A 15,682-nucleotide genomic window follows, 5' to 3' on the forward strand; every position below is an offset into this window, starting at 1 on the left:
TTGAAGATCAATGAGCAACGGCGCGTTCATTGCAATTCACCCAACGGTTCATGTCCTGCAATCTCGCGAGCCTGATCAAAGCAGTGCGGCACCAGGGCAATAAGGTGCGCACGTATTTCGTGGTGGCTATCCACCGTGACAAGAGATCCAGCGCATCCGCAGGCGCCAACCATCAATCCGACGATAAGAGCATCGATTCTTTGACCGTCGTCGATATCGAACTTGTTTGATTGCTTTAGCGCTCGAAGGAATGCCGCGGCGATTTCGCTTTTTGCCGTGTGCGCAATAGCATCATATGGATCTGATGCGTCGAACAGTTTACGATCAACCATGGGCGACACCTCGCAGCATGGCAGCAATGAAGATGCACCCCATAAGTCCGATAGCTGCTATCAGGATCGCGGCTGACCACGCGTCGGCGAAGCGGGTCATTGAAACCTTGATAGGCTCCAGTTCGCCGAGGAAAATACGTTGTGATTTCTGCATGTCAGGCTGTCTCCCGTGAAACTGCACGCAAGCCCTCAGCGGGCGCGTGTGGGCGGAAACTGATGGTGATTGGACCGTTGCGGAGGTCGCCGGCAATGATGCCGTGACACTGATCCCGCTCTCGGTCTGTCAGGGTTTTCCATTTCGCGATCAGTACGTTTCCATACATCAGGCCAATAGGATGCTTGCCGCTCGCGCTGCCATATGACCATCCGCGAGCAGTTAAAAACCGCTGTGCCGAACCGAGCGCGGAGAATGCGCCGGGGTTACTGAAGGTGATGGGGGTTGGCGTAAGCCAGCATGTGTTCATAGCGGGCACACCCAATAGCCAACCAGTACGAGCGCGATAATCGCAATGTAGCCGCACACGAACTGTCGGCTTTCACCGTCGAGGCGATCACGCATCCGCATGACCAATGACCTTTACTGAACGGCGGCGCGCCATGCTGACTGCGGCTTCGCCGTACCGCTCGATGACGGCAGCGTTAAAGCCGTGCTGCATCAAAGTTTCAGGGGTAACGTTCTCTCCTGCATGCGCCATTTCGCGCATTTTGAATTCAAGACGGTCCACCCATTGAACGCGGCAATTGCCGGGTGTCGCATGCTTGGTGGCTCGTTTCACAAACTGAATCATAGGTCATCCTTTTTTCATTGAAATTCCCGAAAAAAGGGCCGCGCCGGTTTGGGCTCCCCAGCGCGGCCAGTTAAGGGCGCGCGATATTCATACCGCGATAAAAATACCCCGTCAATATTGTAACGATAAAAATACCGCACAATAGCGGACTTGTGGATAACGGTGATTCTTACCCAACCGTTAAAAACATTCTTGTTTTGTTCTCATGTGTGAGTCATGTTGCCGCAATCTAAGGTTGCGGCGGAGTAGAGGGTAATGAGTGCATATTTCGTGGTGCAGAGTTTTACGCGGGGCAAAAAGGGCGGAGTCATTCCTGACATTCCGGTCCAAGCTACAAATACCGGTCACGCGCGCAGAATGGCGGAGCAACTGTCGTTGCAAAAAGCAGCCGTCATCGCTTTCATGCGCGAAGGTGACCCCACCACTGGCGAGTTTGAAGACGCAAAGTTAATAACTGCATTTGGCGAAGTGCCAACTGAAATTTATGAAATGGAAAGTGTCAATTAGCGGGTATTGTATTTCCCCACCACGCGGTGGCAAATCGGCCATTCCGCTCGGAATTCGCTGAATTGTTGAAGTGGGTTGTACTGCTCCAAAGACCACTCTCGATCATTGATTCCTACCAACCTTTTTATGATCGCCTCACTCTCGCTCGTGGCGTTCGTGTGGTAAAGAACCACGTCTGTATCGCGGGCAGGCGGAAGGTTTGGGTTGATTAAAGCCGTCTCGCCTGGCCTGTAAGCAGGCACCATGGAGTCGCCCGTAATTAGCAGTCCGTAACCACCTTTTACATTTTCTAAGACGGCTGGTCGCTTCATATAGTCAATCGGCTCAAATGTGACAATCACATGACCGTCTCCGCCCTTTGCTGCGGCATAGATCGGCAAATCGCGGTTGGAGCTTACCAACTCCGCGCCCGGTATGAACTGAGGTTGAAATGCGGTCGCCCGTGCTTGGCTTAGGCCGGGTGAGGACGCATTACCTTGGTCGCCTTCACCTTTCAGCAGCCACATTTCTGTCGTGTCCAGCACTTCAGCTAGCCGCGATAGCGTATCGCCGCGCGGAGACTTCGACTTCCCGGTCAGAATGTTCCTGATGAAGGATTCACTTAGACCTGCGCGAAGCGAGGCTGACCGGGCGCTTTGGCCGGTTTCGGAAAGCTTCAAAGAAATTCTGTCAATCATTGTCTTGTCCATGTGCGGTAATCTAACCGCGATACGAAAAATGTGTGAGCGGTAAAAATATCGTTGATAATGCGGTAAACATATCGTACTTGTACCGCATGATGACGCTCAAAGAAAACCTGCTCACAATTTGCGAGGGATACGCCGCGGCGAAGTCTCTCAGTCATTCCCGCGTTTCAACGCTTGTTTTCGGAGACGGCAAGGTCGTCTCGCGTCTGCAAGCCGATAGCGATCTTACAACCGGTAGATATGAGGCGGCGATGCAATGGTTTTCCGATCATTGGCCGGTTGATGTCTCTTGGCCCGACAATGTCGCACGTCCATCCCCTCTTGTTGTCGAGGCTGCAGAATGAACCAGATCTGTGCAGTGCGTCACGTTGATTGTTTCTCTTTCACTTTACACGGTTTCGTTCACCACCTCCTCCCGGTGAACGGAAAAGCGCGCCCCGGCGTCCTCCTCCCAGCCGGGGCGCGCAGCATTTCTGAGGTGACTTCATGACTAGGACATCATCCGATAAGCAGCGCGTTACCCTCAAGATTGCTCCCCGTATCGCAATTGAAACCTGTGGTGGCGGCAAGTTCGTTTCACAGGTCACGCGGGTGAGTGATGCGGCATTGTCTCTCTACATCGCACCGCATGAACTGGAGCGGTATATCCCGCTGGATGTCGCGCTGGACATTGATCTGGCGTCCGGGGAACCGGTTATCGCGCGCGCCTTTGCGTCTGCGCAGGGTTACGACCTGATCAAGGCAACCCCGAGTGATACTGCGGGAACTTTGGGTATTTCCGACCTCTGCCGTTGGATCAGCGAAGGCAATGACGTGAGCAAAGTCATCGGCAACGCATTGGCAGATGGCCAGCTTTCAGCATCCGAACGGGCCAATATCAAGCGGGAAATCGCGGACGCTCGCGCTGTCCTGTCGGCGCTTGAAGCAAAGGTCGATCAGCAATGAGCAAGTACGGTTTTCAAAATGTACCACTGTTGGCGCTAGAAGATCGCGACTGCATCTGGCCTGTCAATTCTCCGCCCGCTGGCGGCACTTTCAATTTCTGTGCTGACGTATGCGAGAAGGGTAGCCGGTACTGTGCTGCACACACGCGGCTCGCCTATCAGCGCAAACCTGCGGAGGCCGCATGATGGAGTTGCATCCTCTCGCAAACCTCTTTCCGATGATTGACGAAGTGGACTTGCAGCAGCTGGCCGACGACATCAAGACGCGCGGTCAGGAAGAGCCAATCGTCATTTATAAAGACATGGTCCTTGACGGGCGAAATCGCCTGAAAGCATGCGAGCTGGCGGAAGTCGACCCGCTGACCATTGATTACGAGGGCAGTGACCCGCTCGGATTTGTCCTATCGCACAATCTGCATCGCCGCCACCTGACTGCTAGTCAACGGGCGATTGTCGGCGCTAACATTGTCGACTGGACCAACGGTATCAATCAATACTCGGAAGGGTCTGCAAATTTGCAGACCCAAAAGAGTGTCGCAAAAACGTTGTCGATTTCCGAAAGGGCGATCGCAGCGGCTAAGCGCGTGCGCGATCGCGGAGTACAGGAATTGTCCGACGCAATACGCGACGGCAAGATATCAGTGCACTCTGGCGAAGCGATTTCTCATCTTGCATGCGAGGCTCAGAAAGCCGCTCTTGAGCAAGAGGCAAGAGAGATTATTGCACGAGCGAAAGTAATCAGAGCGGAGCATCGCCGGTTGCGGTTTGCCGAGGTAAACGAAAAGTTGGCAAGCATCAGTAGAGGCAACCGCGAGCTGGTCACCGACCAGCGTTTTCCCATCCTGTATCTTGATCCGGCTACGCGATTTGTTTCCGGCTTCGGTGACCGATCCATCGAGAATCACTATCCAACGATGACGTGGGATGAAATCCGCGCTCTGCCAATACAACAGCTCGCGACGGATACGGCATTGATGTTGTGTTGGACCACGGTCCCGCATCGCGCCAACTCAATGGCGACGATTGAATTTTGGGGATTTGAAAACGTCAGTGAGTGGGTTTGGGATAAGGTTCACCAAGGCACAGGCTATTGGGGGTTTAACCAGCACGAGATTCTCCTGATAGCCAAGCGAGGGCAGTTTCCTGCGCCGTTGCCCGGCAATCAACCCCGCTCGCTTTACAGCGAAATAAAGGAAGAGCACTCCGCCAAGCCTGCTTGGTTCGCAGAACAGATTGAGCGCATCTGGCCGGACCTTCCGAAAGTTGAATTATTTGCTCGTACCGCTCGGCCCGGCTGGTCGGTTTGGGGCAATCAATCAGGCGGGGGAGCCGGATGACCCAGCCTGTTCCTCAATACTCCCCGCAAATGCTGAAATTCTTCCTGCGAGCTGGTGCGGCGTATCGCTGCTTCAGTGCACCGCTTCGTGCAGAACGTGCGGCAACCATCAAGCGCTACAAAGCTGATATGCGCCGCGCCGCCCGCGTCACTGAGGCCGAACTTGAACTGGCGTGGCGGGGACGTTTGGGCGCAGCAAAACCGCGAAACAATGTGTGGGCAGCGCTCAAGATCTATCCAGCTGATCATGGCGTCAGGCTGGTCGACGGCGGCGGGCAGGAGGTGGTCAAGTGACTGAAACACACCTCGATGAACCTATGGGCAGGGCGGACTATGATTGGCGAAATTTTGGATTGTTGTTGCGTGGCCGATTGCAGGATGACGGGCGCGGGTATCGTGCTTTAGCTCATCTGATTGGTGTGACGCCTGCTGATTTGTCGAGGATGGCGAGCGGGCAGGCGGTCGCGGCACATAAGGTCATCGCGGCCTGCGACTGGATGAATATCTCGTTTAGGTCGTTTTACATTTCTCCAACGATTTCAAGCTGTTTCAGTGTGTCGCGCGTGAAACAATCGGCGGTGCCGCATGAATGAGGAAGCGGCGAAGCTCCGGCAGATACGTAATCGGCTAGTTATGCTCGGTGAGTGTCAATGGCTGGTTGCTGTGAGTGGCGCTGACACGTTTGTCGAGGCCAAAACGGCGACCGAAACCAGCATCGTGGCGCAATTCTCCAAGGGCGCTTCACCCGATGAGATTGAGTTTTTCGCGAACGCGCCAACCGATATGGCATTCATGATGCTGTTGATTAATCGCGCCATAGAGGCAGCGCGGCAACGATCCCCTCATAAGGTACAAAAGCCTCGCCAGCCTGACCCGAAAGACTTTGCGGCGGAATCTGCCATGAAATGCGAAGAGCCAGCGTTCAAGGCTTTTCTCGAAGATCGCCACGGGCTGGAGCGTCCTTTGACGACTGACCGCGTGGCGCAACGGTTGCGTACAATCCTCTCCATTTCCTCTCGGAAAGAACTCAATAACGATATGGCTGCGGCAGATCGGTGGCGCAGCTTGCGCGCCGATTTTGAGGCGTGGCGGAAGGCAAGCCGATGAACCACCCACGACTTTCTATTATTCCGGCACGCGCAGCGACTGACAGGGCGCTCAAGCCGCGCGATTTGCAGGTGCTATGCGTGCTTGGACGGCACACTGATGATCTTGGCTGGTGTCGCCGGTCGCAAGTTAAGATGGCGCAGGAAATGGATTGCGCGCGCGCCACCGTGTTTGAATCCATCAAACGCCTTGTCGATACCGGTTACCTTGAAAAGCACGTTCAGGAGACTGACAGCGGGCGGGATAGCGCACACATTTATCGTGTCATTCTCGATCCGAAACACCCTGATCCGACGACAATTTGTGACGCCGATGACCCCTGCCGGTATGTCGGCACCCCTGCCGGTATATCGGCACCCCCTGCCGGTCTAGAGGCGGCACCCCCTGCCGGTTCTGGACCGGCACCTATTAACGACCCTTCTTTAACGACCCCTCTTAACGGGGAGAGAGAGCGCGGGGGCGAAAATCCCGAAAAGGCAAAATCCAGCCATGAGGCGGAAGCGCGGAAGGAATGCAATCGAGCGCATCGGATTTGGCCAACGTACATTGACGATTCCGAACCGAGAGCGATGGCGCAATGGTTGGCCTTGTCGGAAACAGATCGACAGGCAGCGGTTGGGCGCATGCAGGATTACATCAGCGTTGCAGGCAAGGCGGGTGGCAGGAAAACCATTTGTGCTTTCGACACCTATCTTCGGGAGAAGCGATGGGAAAAGCTTCCACCCGCTTCGGAAACCAAGAAACCCGATACCTTGGACGCCGCACCGTTCGGCGCATTGTGGGCAATCGCCCGCGCCAAACAACTCGTCGCCGGTCCAAAAAATCCATTCGTGTCGTTTACGGCTTTCCAGAAGCATCTGATCAGCAACAGCGACGATCCAGACAGGTTGAGTGACCAACTGCGCCGGGAAAGCCTTGCTAAATCCGGTTGGCCACACATCAACACCATGCACGAACGGGCAGCAAATCATCAGGGCGTTGCGGTCGCTGCCTCGCTGGAAGCTTTCAAGGATTGGGTCGAGGCCGTGCCGGTTGGAAGCACGCGGTACGAAGAATGGAAAACTCATCACGAGCAGTCTGGTTGGCCGTGGATACCAGACCCCGGCAGACAGCCGGTTGTCTATTTTCCGGTCGGTGGACCGGCTCGGTTAGATGCATTCAAGCAGGCTGTTTTGGGGAATGATCATGATGGCAATCGATAAGAAACAACTCGAGAAAGCTGCTGCCATCAACCTTGATCGGGCATGGATTGCCAGCGAACGGCAGGCGAATCGGTCAGCAATACAGCAGCGGTTTCTAGCAACCGCTGCTGGAAAACCCGAATCAACGAGGCTCTGGTACGTCATTCGTGTGACTACCGGGAGCGATAAAGCTGTGCACAATCTTCTGTTGGAGGCGGGTATCCAGTCGTGGATTCCGACTTACACACAGCAGATGGCGGCGCGGAAAAGCGCTCCAAAGATCATGAAAGAGGTGCTGGCCTGTCGTGGTTATCTGTTTGTTTTCATAGTGCCGAGCCCTGATAGTTGGGCCGGTTTGAAGGCGGTAAAAGGCGTTGAAGCGATCCTTGGTGACGGTCAAAAACCGCTGCCGGTTGATGTGAAAAACATCAACAAATTCATGGAAAAACTGGCAATTGAGAGCGCCATGCAGGGTGATAAGGATAAGGCTTCATCGGCATTCAAAGCCGGTGAGAAGGTTCGGGTGGTTGACGGGCCGTTCTCATCATTCCTGGGGCTGGTCATTGAGTGTCGAGAGAAGGGGCGTGCGCAGGTTGAAGTTGAATTATTCGGTCGCGCCACGCCCGTTGAAATGGAACTTGATCAATTCGAAAAAGTCTAGTAGCGAATCCTGCCAGATGACCCGTAGACAGTGAAGCGCAAGCTTCCGAGACGGTGAGATGCCGAAAGGTAGAACTCCCTGCGGACCTTCAGAGAAGCGAATGCCAATAGGCGGATAGCTTCTCCCCAAGTGCTACGCAATGATTAGGTGTTCATTCTACAGCAGCGGTTTTATCGGGGCGGACAAAAGTCTGCCTGACTCGCGTAGAGAAGATCATATACAGGATCACGGCTGCGCACAGGGCAATATTCACGATGCTCTCCCTGATCGATCCTTTGAGAAAATCGTTGTACGTTCGAGTATGATACGCATCGGACGCCCAAAGTAGCGCAACGACAGCAGCCGAGAAAACCGCATTAAAGACAGTGTAGCCAATTATCCACTTTGGGGCTCTCTCACTGCTGGTCAACGTCAGTTTCAAAACGAATAGCGCCAACAGGCTGGTTGTGAACAGCTGGATGGTTGTGAGATTGCCATACCAACCAACTTGGGGAATGACCTCATTCATCGCCCATCGCCCGTATTTGTGAAACACATGAAGGTTCACAATCAGGGCAAGTAGAGATCCATGAATTCCATCCCACGCTTGTTTAGCCAGCAATATAACGATGAGGATGAGCCATCCACCTATAGGTTTAGACCAGACCGTTGTGGAGTTTTCGTCGCTCATAGATTTCCGGTCGCTCCATTGTGAAGTTTGATATGTCACTAGATGTCACGTCGTCTCTCTCCAGTCCATCGTCCAATGCGGGTACTGCGGCCTTTCTCAACTTCGATACCAAGGGTTGGGAACGTTTTCTTGATCGCGTCGAGCGGTCGGTTCTGCCGGAAGCAACGATAGCAGCGTTGAACAGGACAGCCGCTGTCGGTCGTCTGGAAGTTCAGAGCCAGATGGATCAGCAGCTAGACCGGGTGACACCATTCGCCAAGAAGGGTGTAGCCTACGAGCAAGCGACAAAGAACAAGCTGACCTCAACGGTTATCATCGCGGGCAAATCGTGGGCAAAGAACTCGACACCGCCTGCAAACTTCCTCACGCCTCAGTTCTTTGGTGGCCAGCGCAATCTCAAGTCCTTCGAAGTGCAGTTGCAGTCTGCCGGGCTATTGCCATCGGGATATTATGCTGTGCCTGCAAAGGATTGTCCGCTTGATCAGTACGGAAACGTTCGCGTTGCGCTGATCGTTCGCATTCTTGCTGACCTTCAGATCAATGCGCGCACCGAAGGTTTCAACCGCAAGCGCACCGATGCCTCGGCCAAGCGGAACAAGAGCTATCGCAATGCGCGGTTCTTCGTGCCCGCCAGAACTTCCAGTCTGTTTCCGGGTGTTTGGCAGCGCGATCCGCGTGACAACGGGATCAAGCCCTTGTTGCTGTTTGTGAAGATGCGCAGCTATTCGAAGAAGATTGATTTTCAGCTGACCGTGCAGACCATCGCAGAGCGCAAGTTCCCTCAATACTTTGCCGAGGCGATAGGCAAAGCCCTCGCAAGGTGAGCCAACCGGCCTCAAAACCATCCGGAATCATTTGGGGTCCTTCCTGTGCAGATCGGTCTGCGGGTATTTCGCGCCGCGACCCTTCGTCAGTCTGACCCTGAAATTGAAGCCTAAAGAGCAGAGCCTAAACAGCTAAAGTCAGGGCTAAAGGATCGCTCAACTCGCAATCACATCCGGACAGACTGCGCACCTGTTCGCTATTGCGCTTGAGGAATTTTCAAATGGAAATGCCGACCGGCCAGATTGTGAGCAAGGGAGAGTTTGCGCGGCTGTTGAATGTCACGCCGGGCCGCGTCTCGCAGTACATCGCAGCCGGGCAGATCACACGGGATGCGATCGAGGGCGAGGGCCGCAATGCCAAGATCATCGTTGATAAGGCGAGGGCGCAACTAACCGGACGGCTTGATGTTGCGCAGCGTGTCGGTTCGAACGGGATGACCACGCGGCTCGGGACATCAAGCGAAACCCCGGATACGGTAGCCGCCGCGCAGCAACCGGCACTCCGGTTTCCGACCGATGTCATCGCCGAACAGATCGCGCGCGAGAAACTAGAGCAGGCCCGCTTCCAGACCGCCCGCGCCAAGCGCGATGAAGCGCTTGCCGTTGGCCGCTACATGCTGACTGAGGATGTTAGGTCGGAAATGACCAGAGCGGTGGCAGTAGCTTTCCGCGTTATGGAAAGCGGGCTTGTCGATATGGCGGCGGCAATTGCCGCACAGTTTGATATTCCGCAGCGTGATGTTCAGCATCACCTGCAAAAGGCCTTTCGGGCGGTACGGGTTCGGGCAGCTGGTGAATTCAAGGCGCAGGCCGCCGATGAGCCGTTGACCGTCGATGATCCTGCTAGCGACGATCGCGATGATGAGGCGGCATGAGCTATCTGGTTAATCCGCGCCGTCTTGTTTTCGAGATACTGGGGCAGGAATGCGAGCCACCGCCGCCTGTTGATTATCTGGCATGGGCGAAACAGAACATCGTGTTCTCGGAACGCATCACCCAGTATCCGGGGCCATATAATGAGGCGCTGTTTCCGTTCTTCTCGGAAATCCTCCGCGCGCTGTCGCCGGAAGACCCTTGCCGTGTTGTCTCGATCGCAAAATCTGCGCAGGTCGGCGGCACGGTACTGGCCAACATCTTCACGCTCGGGACCATCGACATGGACCCTTGCGATTTTCTCTATGTCCATCCGACCGAAGAGAATGCGTCGCGTTGGTCGAAACAGAAATTGATGCCGCTCATTCGCGAAACGACTGCGTTGACGGCATTGTTTCCTGAAAAGAGCCGCGATGGCGGCAATTCGATCCACTACAAAGAACGCGCCGACGGAAGGGGCGCTATTCAGGCGGCGGGTGCCAACTCACCATCCGGCCTTTCGATGATCTCGCCGCGCAAACAGGTGCAGGACGATCTGTCGAAATGGCAGGACAATGATGCGGGCGATCCTGAGAGTCAGGCGGAAAGCCGCTCGAAAGCGTTTCTCAATGCCAAGCTCCTGAAGATATCGACACCGCTGATATCGCCGGGCTGCCGGATTTCAGCGAATTATGATCAGGGAACGCAGGAACGCTATCATGTTCCCTGTCCGCATTGCCGTCACCTGCAACCGCTCGAATGGGAGCAGATGCGCGACCACATTGATCCGGAGCATCCCGAGAAGGCGTGCTTCTACTGCGTATCCTGCGGTGCTGAAATCAAGGAACATCACCGGGCATGGATGGTTGCGCCGGAAAACGGGGCGAAATGGGTTGCGAAATACCCCGAGCGTGCGCGCTATCACCGCTCTTTCCATATCTGGGTTGCCTATTCGCCGCTTGAATCATGGGAGGCTCTGGCGCGTGCCTGGCTGAATGTCCAGCGCGGCGGTCCCGACGATAAAGGCAAGAAGGCCGGGGCCGAGCAGGTTTTCTGGAATGACTGGCTTGGCCTTGCATTCGAGACCGAAGGCGAGGCGATCGGCTGGGAAATCCTGCGCGAACGGGCCGAACAGCTCAAGTACAAACGCGGTGTTATCCCGCCGCGCGCCTTGATTGTAACAATCGGCATTGACGTGCAGGGTGACCGTGTCGAATGGCTCGTGCGTGGCTGGGGCAAGAACCGCTACAGTTGCGTCATAGATTGCGGTGTCATTGATGAGCGGGCAGGCAAGGGGCTTCCGGGCTTCGTAGAACACTCCGGGCATATTTCCGAACCGCAGGTAAAAGCGGCGCTTGACCAGATCATCAAGCGGGAATGGCCGGACACATATGGCAACAAGCGCCGCGCCGACCTCGCTGCAATCGACGGCAATGCCTATACGGAAGATGTGTGGGAATGGGCACGGCGTCACCCGATCACTGATGTGATCATGGTGCGTGGTGACAACCGCGAAACCTCGCCAATGCTGGCGCAGGTGAAGAAAGAAAAAGACCGCAAGGGTAAGCCGCTCAAATATTCACGGCGCTTTTTCAACTTCAATCAGGCGGTGATGAAGGCAGGTCTCTATCGTTCCTACCGCAAGGAAGATCCAGAGCAGACCGGCTACATCGATTTCGTTGAAGGCCTCGGCGACGAATTTTACAAGCAGGCAACATCGGAGCGGCGTGTTGCCAAGAAGAGCAAAAAATCCGGCCACGTTCACTATGAGTGGACGTTGCCTGCGGGAATGCGCAACGAAATCCTCGATATGATGAACCAGGCGCAGGCGGCGGCGCTGCGCATCGGTGTCAACTTTTGGACGGAAGATGAATGGGACGCACTTGCCGAGCGTCTCGCCAATGAGCCGGCACCTGTCCAGCTCGATCTGGAAGATCAGTTGCACAACCCACGCCAATCGAGCGTGACGACCACAAAAACAGAAACGAAAGTCAGTCCGCTCGTTGCGCAGGCGATTGCCAGAGCGCAGGCGCGTGCCGCCCGCAGGGCTTGATTACAGGAGCGTCATTAATGGTTGATCGTGCAGTTCTCCAGATGCGTCTGGATGAAGCCGAAACGGCTTTGCATCAGTTGATCACTGGCAGGGCAACCGTGTCTTTGAGCTATCAGGGTGAAAGCGCCACGTTCTCGACTGCTGACGAAGGTCGTCTGCGCGCCTATATCGCCGACCTGAAGGCACAGCTTGGCCTTGGTGTTCGCCCGCGCACTCCAGCCCGCAGGGTAATATTCGGATGAACCAGATTGTTCTTTTCGATGCCAACGGCCAGCCTTTGCCGCCCGAGGTTCGGGCGACAGCGCGTCGCCAATATGCCATGAACTCTGCCTATCAGGCGGCGGGAACGGATCATGCTTCCATGGCGAGTTGGCAGCCGGGCACTTGGTCGGGCCAGTCTGCGCTCAGCTTCTCGCGTGATTTTATTTCCGATCGCGTGCAGGATGCTGTTCGCAACAACGGCTGGGCGTCTGCCGGTGTCTCGCGTCTTGTAGATACAATTATCGGCTCGGGCTGGCGGCTGTCATCTCAGCCGAATTTTCGCACGCTGGGCATTGATGCCGATCAGGCAGACGAGATCGGCGACCAGATTGAGGCGCTGTGGTCCGATGTTGCAACTGATCCCGGCAACTGGTTTGACGCAGAGCGCACCAAATCTGTAGCAGGAATCCTCGGCCTTGCAGCTCGTCATCGCTTTTCTGACGGAGAAGCCTTTGCCGTCTTGCCTTATCGTATGGGTGCCAATGGCTATGGAACCTGCGTCCATGTGATTGATCCGGCGCGTATCTGCAATCCTTACGGCGTTGTAGACAGCGACATCATGCGCGATGGGGTCGAGATTGACGCTTATGGTGCGCCGATTGCCTATCATGTGCGCCGATCGCATCCCGGCGATATCGCTCGGCCATTGCGTGATGCATTCATATGGGACCGCGTGGAGAAGGAAACAGAGTGGGGCAGGCCGCTTGCCGTTCATGCCTTTGAGGCGAGCCGCGCCGGTATGACCCGTGGGCCGTCACCATGGGCGTCGGTTCTGCAATCGCTCAAACAGGTTTCCGATTACAATGATTATGAATTGCAGGCTGCATCGCTCAATGCCGTTATGGCCGCATTCATTTCGACGCCGCTTGATATGGATCAGCTTGCCGACAGTATTGGTGCAGCCGAACCATCCAAGGCAGTGAATGCCCTCTATGAAGCGCAGGCCGCAGCGCAGGGAGCAGCGTACAAGGCTGATCCGATCCGCCTGAAAGGCGCGCAGATCAACTTCCTCAATCCCGGCGAGGAAGTCACATTCACCAAATCCGAGCATCCGAACGTTGCCTTTGAGGTGTTCGTCAATGCTGCCCTGCGCAACGTCGCGTCGGCGATCGGGCTGACCTATGAGCAGCTCACCATGGACTGGTCGAAGGTCAATTATTCCAGCGCTCGCGCAGCGCTTCTGGAAATCTGGCGCGGGCTGACCTCGCGCAAAACCAATTTTGCCCATGGCTTCATGCAGCCGATCTACATGGCCTGGCTGGAAGAAGTGTTCGATCAGCGCCGCATCAAACTGCCTGCAAATGCAGTTTCCTTCGAGGCTAACCCGGTTGCATGGGCACGGGCCGCATGGATCGGAGCCGGTCGCGGCTGGGTTGATCCAGAGAAGGAAGCGAAAGCCGCTGCCATTCGCCTTGCCACTGGCCTCACCACGCAAGAATCGGAAGCTGCCGAACAGGGCCGCGACTGGAAAGAGGATATTCTGCAGCGATCCCGCGAACTTAAATTTGCAGCCAAACACGGTGTTACCTCCGGCGAAACAGCAAGTGCCGGTGTCGTCTCGCGCTTTGCTGCTGAACCCACTCGCGACAATGACGAAGAGGAAAAGAAATGACGCCGTTCGCAATGCCAGAAATCGCCGCGCGCCTCTTCAATACCCCGTTGATGCTGCATGCCGCGAAGGGCGATGTCATTGCCCGCGCTTTCGGGCCGCGCGTTTTGGGGCAATCTGTCGACGTGCATTCGTCGATCGAAATGGGCGCGCTTGCCGAGCCGGTGCGCCAGCTTCGCGACGGATGGACTGGCGAGAAGGTTTACAGCGGGCCGAAGATGATTGGCAGTGTTGCTTTGATTGAGGCGGAAGGCTCGCTTGTCAACAAGGGGTCATGGATCGGCAAATCTTCCGGCATGACCAGCTATGAAGGAATTTCCGTACAGACCGCCGATGCCCGCGCCAGCGCCGATGTTACCGCCGCTGTCTATGAAGTCGACAGTTTTGGCGGCGAAGTTGATGGCTGTTTTGCCTGTGCCGAAGAAATTTATGAATTAAGTCAGGTCAAGCCGACCATCGCCATTTTGACCGATCATGCCTGTTCTGCCGCTTATCTGCTCGCCTCCGCCTGCCGCCAGATCATCATTCCCGAAACCGGTTTTGCCGGTTCGATCGGCGTCATCACCATGCATGTCGACCTGTCGGGATGGGCAAAGAAGGAAGGGCTGGAAGTCACAATCCTTCGCGCCGGTGCCAAAAAAGCCAAGCCGGGCATGTTCGAGGCTATGAGCGAGGAAGAATACAACACCTATATCGCCGATCTTGAGGCGATGCGTGTGACATTTGCCGAGACGGTTGCCCGCTATCGCGGTGACCGGATCACATCGCAATCCGCCCTCGCTACCGAGGCGGACACCTACCGTGGACAGGCGGCGGTCGATATCGGCCTTGCTGATGCCGTGGGCCGGCCGAAGGAAGCCTTTCGCGCTTTCGTCGCGGCAATGGATGCATCCGCATCCTGATCTGAACCAACAATCCCAACGTTTCAAAGGAAAAGCCGATGTCGCTTGCAAGCGCAATCCGGGCCGCAGTCGGCGGTCGGGTCAACCGTTCACGCCTTGAGGAAGAAAAGCCCGAGGATTTGGAAGAAGAAACAAAGCCTGAAGAGGCCGAAGACGATGAAACCATTCCCGTCGAGGATGAGGACGAGCCTGAAGAGGCCGAGGGTGATGAAGAAAATCCCGACGACGAAAAGAAAGATGGCGAGTTTGCCAAGGGTCGCAAGGCAGAGCGCTCGCGCATGGCAGCAATTCTCGGCAGCTCAAAAGCCGATGCCAATCCAACCCTTGCCGCCCACCTTGCTTTCAATACAGGCATGAGCGCCAAGCAGGCTGTCGCGACGCTTTCTGCTTCCGCGCCTTCGCAAGGTCCGGGCCTTGCAAGCCGCATGCAGGGTCGTGTTCCAGCGCTCGGCAATGGCGGCAAGACGCCGTCCGCCCTGACCGGCGATGCCGCTTTGATTGCACACGCCAAAGCCCGCAACGAAGCGCGCAAGAAGAAGTAACCGCCTCGCGCATTCAGCGCGAGCGAATGATCCATCCATCATCTTTCAAGTCCCAAAAGGAGACTTTGACATGCCAACAGAACATTACACACCCGGCGATCTGCTCGTCGGCGATCATCCGGTCGTTGTCCGCACGGTCGTTATCGCCAGCGGGCAGAACATCAAACGTGGTGCCGTGCTTGGCCGCATCACCGCATCCGATAAGTACGTCGTATCGCTGTCGGCGGCGGCTGACGGTTCGCAGGTTCCTGCAGTTGTTGCGGCTGTGGACGTTGACGCCACCGCAGGCGACGTTGCCAAGCGCGTCTACACCTCGGCGGAGCTCGATGCATCCAAGCTCATCTACGGGGCGGGTCATACCGCTGCGACCGTAGAAGCCGCATTCCGCACGGCTGACGCTTCGCTTTACGTCCGCACGCTCGCTTAA

At 55.9% G+C, this 15,682-nt stretch carries 24 protein-coding genes; 18 read left to right on the plus strand and 6 right to left on the minus strand.

The genetic code is table 11. The features are described from left to right. Positions 1–26 precede the first annotated feature (26 nt). From AC6CHM_RS09710 to AC6CHM_RS09725, 4 genes are all read right to left on the minus strand, one after another. Positions 27–332 carry a hypothetical protein gene (locus AC6CHM_RS09710; RefSeq protein WP_498172908.1) on the minus strand — a complete coding sequence of 102 codons (306 nt, stop codon included), beginning with the start codon at positions 330–332 and terminating at the stop codon, positions 27–29. After that, positions 325–486, minus strand: a complete 162-nt coding sequence (locus AC6CHM_RS09715; protein WP_498172909.1) for a hypothetical protein — start codon at positions 484–486, stop codon at positions 325–327. Before AC6CHM_RS09715 ends, AC6CHM_RS09710 begins: the two co-directional genes overlap by 8 nt. Before the next feature lies 1 nt (position 487). Beyond that, positions 488–796 (minus strand): hypothetical protein, encoded by a 309-nt coding sequence (locus AC6CHM_RS09720; protein ID WP_498172910.1) that lies wholly within the window; start codon positions 794–796, stop codon positions 488–490. 87 nt (positions 797–883) lie between these two features. Beyond that, entirely contained in the window at positions 884–1,120 is a 237-nt protein-coding gene (locus tag AC6CHM_RS09725) for a hypothetical protein (protein ID WP_498172912.1), read from the minus strand. Positions 1,121–1,375: 255 nt separating this feature from the next. Here AC6CHM_RS09725 and AC6CHM_RS09730 point away from each other — a divergent pair, with 255 nt between their 5' ends. Beyond that, positions 1,376–1,627, plus strand: a complete 252-nt coding sequence (locus AC6CHM_RS09730; protein ID WP_498172913.1) for a hypothetical protein — start codon at positions 1,376–1,378, stop codon at positions 1,625–1,627. Here the strand turns inward: AC6CHM_RS09730 and AC6CHM_RS09735 are convergent. Further along, complete coding sequence (locus tag AC6CHM_RS09735) at positions 1,624–2,304, minus strand: XRE family transcriptional regulator (RefSeq protein ID WP_498172915.1); 681 nt, start codon at positions 2,302–2,304, stop codon at positions 1,624–1,626. The genes AC6CHM_RS09730 and AC6CHM_RS09735 overlap by 4 nt on opposite strands. Positions 2,305–2,348: 44 nt before the next feature. Between AC6CHM_RS09735 and AC6CHM_RS09740 the strand changes: the two genes are divergently transcribed. The 9 genes from AC6CHM_RS09740 to nusG all read left to right on the plus strand — a co-directional run bounded on the left by AC6CHM_RS09740 (position 2,349) and on the right by nusG (position 7,542). Beyond that, positions 2,349–2,657: a hypothetical protein gene (locus AC6CHM_RS09740; protein ID WP_498172916.1), complete on the plus strand. Its 309-nt coding sequence runs from the start codon at positions 2,349–2,351 to the stop codon at positions 2,655–2,657. A gap of 142 nt (positions 2,658–2,799) precedes the next feature. Next, positions 2,800–3,258, plus strand: coding sequence for a phage regulatory CII family protein (locus tag AC6CHM_RS09745; RefSeq protein WP_498172918.1), 459 nt, complete (start codon positions 2,800–2,802; stop codon positions 3,256–3,258). Further along, a complete protein-coding gene (locus AC6CHM_RS09750; RefSeq protein WP_498172919.1) occupies positions 3,255–3,443 on the plus strand; it encodes a GcrA family cell cycle regulator in 189 nt (62 codons plus the stop codon). Before AC6CHM_RS09745 ends, AC6CHM_RS09750 begins: the two co-directional genes overlap by 4 nt. After that, a complete protein-coding gene (locus tag AC6CHM_RS09755) occupies positions 3,440–4,594 on the plus strand; it encodes a Spo0J and IME4 domain-containing protein (protein WP_498172921.1) in 1,155 nt (384 codons plus the stop codon). The genes AC6CHM_RS09750 and AC6CHM_RS09755 overlap by 4 nt, the downstream gene beginning before the upstream one ends. After that, positions 4,591–4,887, plus strand: coding sequence for a hypothetical protein (locus tag AC6CHM_RS09760; RefSeq protein ID WP_498172922.1), 297 nt, complete (start codon positions 4,591–4,593; stop codon positions 4,885–4,887). Before AC6CHM_RS09755 ends, AC6CHM_RS09760 begins: the two co-directional genes overlap by 4 nt. Beyond that, positions 4,884–5,186, plus strand: coding sequence for a hypothetical protein (locus tag AC6CHM_RS09765; protein WP_498172923.1), 303 nt, complete (start codon positions 4,884–4,886; stop codon positions 5,184–5,186). The genes AC6CHM_RS09760 and AC6CHM_RS09765 overlap by 4 nt, the downstream gene beginning before the upstream one ends. After that, positions 5,179–5,700 carry a hypothetical protein gene (locus tag AC6CHM_RS09770; RefSeq protein ID WP_498172925.1) on the plus strand — a complete coding sequence of 174 codons (522 nt, stop codon included), beginning with the start codon at positions 5,179–5,181 and terminating at the stop codon, positions 5,698–5,700. The genes AC6CHM_RS09765 and AC6CHM_RS09770 overlap by 8 nt, the downstream gene beginning before the upstream one ends. Further along, positions 5,697–6,902, plus strand: a complete 1,206-nt coding sequence (locus AC6CHM_RS09775) for a helix-turn-helix domain-containing protein (protein WP_498172927.1) — start codon at positions 5,697–5,699, stop codon at positions 6,900–6,902. Before AC6CHM_RS09770 ends, AC6CHM_RS09775 begins: the two co-directional genes overlap by 4 nt. Next, positions 6,886–7,542, plus strand: coding sequence for a transcription termination/antitermination protein NusG (gene nusG, locus AC6CHM_RS09780; RefSeq protein ID WP_498172929.1), 657 nt, complete (start codon positions 6,886–6,888; stop codon positions 7,540–7,542). Before AC6CHM_RS09775 ends, nusG begins: the two co-directional genes overlap by 17 nt. A 151-nt stretch (positions 7,543–7,693) precedes the next feature. Here the strand turns inward: nusG and AC6CHM_RS09785 are convergent, their stop codons facing one another. Next, complete coding sequence (locus AC6CHM_RS09785) at positions 7,694–8,212, minus strand: DUF2569 family protein (RefSeq protein ID WP_498172930.1); 519 nt, start codon at positions 8,210–8,212, stop codon at positions 7,694–7,696. A 32-nt stretch (positions 8,213–8,244) separates the two neighbouring features. Here AC6CHM_RS09785 and AC6CHM_RS09790 point away from each other — a divergent pair, with 32 nt between their 5' ends. The 8 genes from AC6CHM_RS09790 to AC6CHM_RS09825 all read left to right on the plus strand — a co-directional run bounded on the left by AC6CHM_RS09790 (position 8,245) and on the right by AC6CHM_RS09825 (position 15,682). Further along, positions 8,245–9,036: a hypothetical protein gene (locus tag AC6CHM_RS09790; RefSeq protein ID WP_498172932.1), complete on the plus strand. Its 792-nt coding sequence runs from the start codon at positions 8,245–8,247 to the stop codon at positions 9,034–9,036. Between the two features lie 221 nt (positions 9,037–9,257). Further along, positions 9,258–9,911, plus strand: coding sequence for a hypothetical protein (locus AC6CHM_RS09795; protein WP_498172934.1), 654 nt, complete (start codon positions 9,258–9,260; stop codon positions 9,909–9,911). Beyond that, on the plus strand, positions 9,908–11,941 hold the full coding sequence (locus AC6CHM_RS09800) for a phage terminase large subunit family protein (RefSeq protein WP_498172935.1): 2,034 nt from the start codon (positions 9,908–9,910) through the stop codon (positions 11,939–11,941). Before AC6CHM_RS09795 ends, AC6CHM_RS09800 begins: the two co-directional genes overlap by 4 nt. A 17-nt stretch (positions 11,942–11,958) precedes the next feature. Next, complete coding sequence (gpW, locus tag AC6CHM_RS09805; protein ID WP_498172937.1) at positions 11,959–12,183, plus strand: gpW family head-tail joining protein; 225 nt, start codon at positions 11,959–11,961, stop codon at positions 12,181–12,183. Then, on the plus strand, positions 12,180–13,814 hold the full coding sequence (locus AC6CHM_RS09810; protein ID WP_498172938.1) for a phage portal protein: 1,635 nt from the start codon (positions 12,180–12,182) through the stop codon (positions 13,812–13,814). The genes gpW and AC6CHM_RS09810 overlap by 4 nt, the downstream gene beginning before the upstream one ends. Further along, a complete protein-coding gene (locus AC6CHM_RS09815; RefSeq protein ID WP_498172940.1) occupies positions 13,811–14,713 on the plus strand; it encodes a S49 family peptidase in 903 nt (300 codons plus the stop codon). Before AC6CHM_RS09810 ends, AC6CHM_RS09815 begins: the two co-directional genes overlap by 4 nt. Positions 14,714–14,751: 38 nt before the next feature. After that, on the plus strand, positions 14,752–15,255 hold the full coding sequence (locus AC6CHM_RS09820) for a hypothetical protein (RefSeq protein ID WP_498172942.1): 504 nt from the start codon (positions 14,752–14,754) through the stop codon (positions 15,253–15,255). Between the two features lie 70 nt (positions 15,256–15,325). Beyond that, the gene (locus AC6CHM_RS09825; RefSeq protein ID WP_498172943.1) at positions 15,326–15,682 is read left to right on the plus strand and encodes a head decoration protein; all 357 of its coding nucleotides are present in this window, start codon (positions 15,326–15,328) and stop codon (positions 15,680–15,682) included.

This window comes from Phyllobacterium sp. GQ127, assembly GCF_059758635.1.

Coding starts and splice junctions, on each gene's coding strand:
- AC6CHM_RS09710 (WP_498172908.1), bottom strand. CDS start 332: ATGGTTGATCGTAAACTGTTCGACGCATCAGATCCATATGATGCTATT.
- AC6CHM_RS09715 (WP_498172909.1), bottom strand. CDS start 486: ATGCAGAAATCACAACGTATTTTCCTCGGCGAACTGGAGCCTATCAAG.
- AC6CHM_RS09720 (WP_498172910.1), bottom strand. CDS start 796: ATGAACACATGCTGGCTTACGCCAACCCCCATCACCTTCAGTAACCCC.
- AC6CHM_RS09725 (WP_498172912.1), bottom strand. CDS start 1,120: ATGATTCAGTTTGTGAAACGAGCCACCAAGCATGCGACACCCGGCAAT.
- AC6CHM_RS09730 (WP_498172913.1), top strand. CDS start 1,376: ATGAGTGCATATTTCGTGGTGCAGAGTTTTACGCGGGGCAAAAAGGGC.
- AC6CHM_RS09735 (WP_498172915.1), bottom strand. CDS start 2,304: ATGATTGACAGAATTTCTTTGAAGCTTTCCGAAACCGGCCAAAGCGCC.
- AC6CHM_RS09745 (WP_498172918.1), top strand. CDS start 2,800: ATGACTAGGACATCATCCGATAAGCAGCGCGTTACCCTCAAGATTGCT.
- AC6CHM_RS09750 (WP_498172919.1), top strand. CDS start 3,255: ATGAGCAAGTACGGTTTTCAAAATGTACCACTGTTGGCGCTAGAAGAT.
- AC6CHM_RS09755 (WP_498172921.1), top strand. CDS start 3,440: ATGATGGAGTTGCATCCTCTCGCAAACCTCTTTCCGATGATTGACGAA.
- AC6CHM_RS09760 (WP_498172922.1), top strand. CDS start 4,591: ATGACCCAGCCTGTTCCTCAATACTCCCCGCAAATGCTGAAATTCTTC.
- AC6CHM_RS09770 (WP_498172925.1), top strand. CDS start 5,179: ATGAATGAGGAAGCGGCGAAGCTCCGGCAGATACGTAATCGGCTAGTT.
- AC6CHM_RS09775 (WP_498172927.1), top strand. CDS start 5,697: ATGAACCACCCACGACTTTCTATTATTCCGGCACGCGCAGCGACTGAC.
- nusG (WP_498172929.1), top strand. CDS start 6,886: ATGATGGCAATCGATAAGAAACAACTCGAGAAAGCTGCTGCCATCAAC.
- AC6CHM_RS09785 (WP_498172930.1), bottom strand. CDS start 8,212: ATGAGCGACGAAAACTCCACAACGGTCTGGTCTAAACCTATAGGTGGA.
- AC6CHM_RS09790 (WP_498172932.1), top strand. CDS start 8,245: ATGTCACTAGATGTCACGTCGTCTCTCTCCAGTCCATCGTCCAATGCG.
- AC6CHM_RS09795 (WP_498172934.1), top strand. CDS start 9,258: ATGGAAATGCCGACCGGCCAGATTGTGAGCAAGGGAGAGTTTGCGCGG.
- AC6CHM_RS09800 (WP_498172935.1), top strand. CDS start 9,908: ATGAGCTATCTGGTTAATCCGCGCCGTCTTGTTTTCGAGATACTGGGG.
- gpW (WP_498172937.1), top strand. CDS start 11,959: ATGGTTGATCGTGCAGTTCTCCAGATGCGTCTGGATGAAGCCGAAACG.
- AC6CHM_RS09810 (WP_498172938.1), top strand. CDS start 12,180: ATGAACCAGATTGTTCTTTTCGATGCCAACGGCCAGCCTTTGCCGCCC.
- AC6CHM_RS09815 (WP_498172940.1), top strand. CDS start 13,811: ATGACGCCGTTCGCAATGCCAGAAATCGCCGCGCGCCTCTTCAATACC.
- AC6CHM_RS09820 (WP_498172942.1), top strand. CDS start 14,752: ATGTCGCTTGCAAGCGCAATCCGGGCCGCAGTCGGCGGTCGGGTCAAC.
- AC6CHM_RS09825 (WP_498172943.1), top strand. CDS start 15,326: ATGCCAACAGAACATTACACACCCGGCGATCTGCTCGTCGGCGATCAT.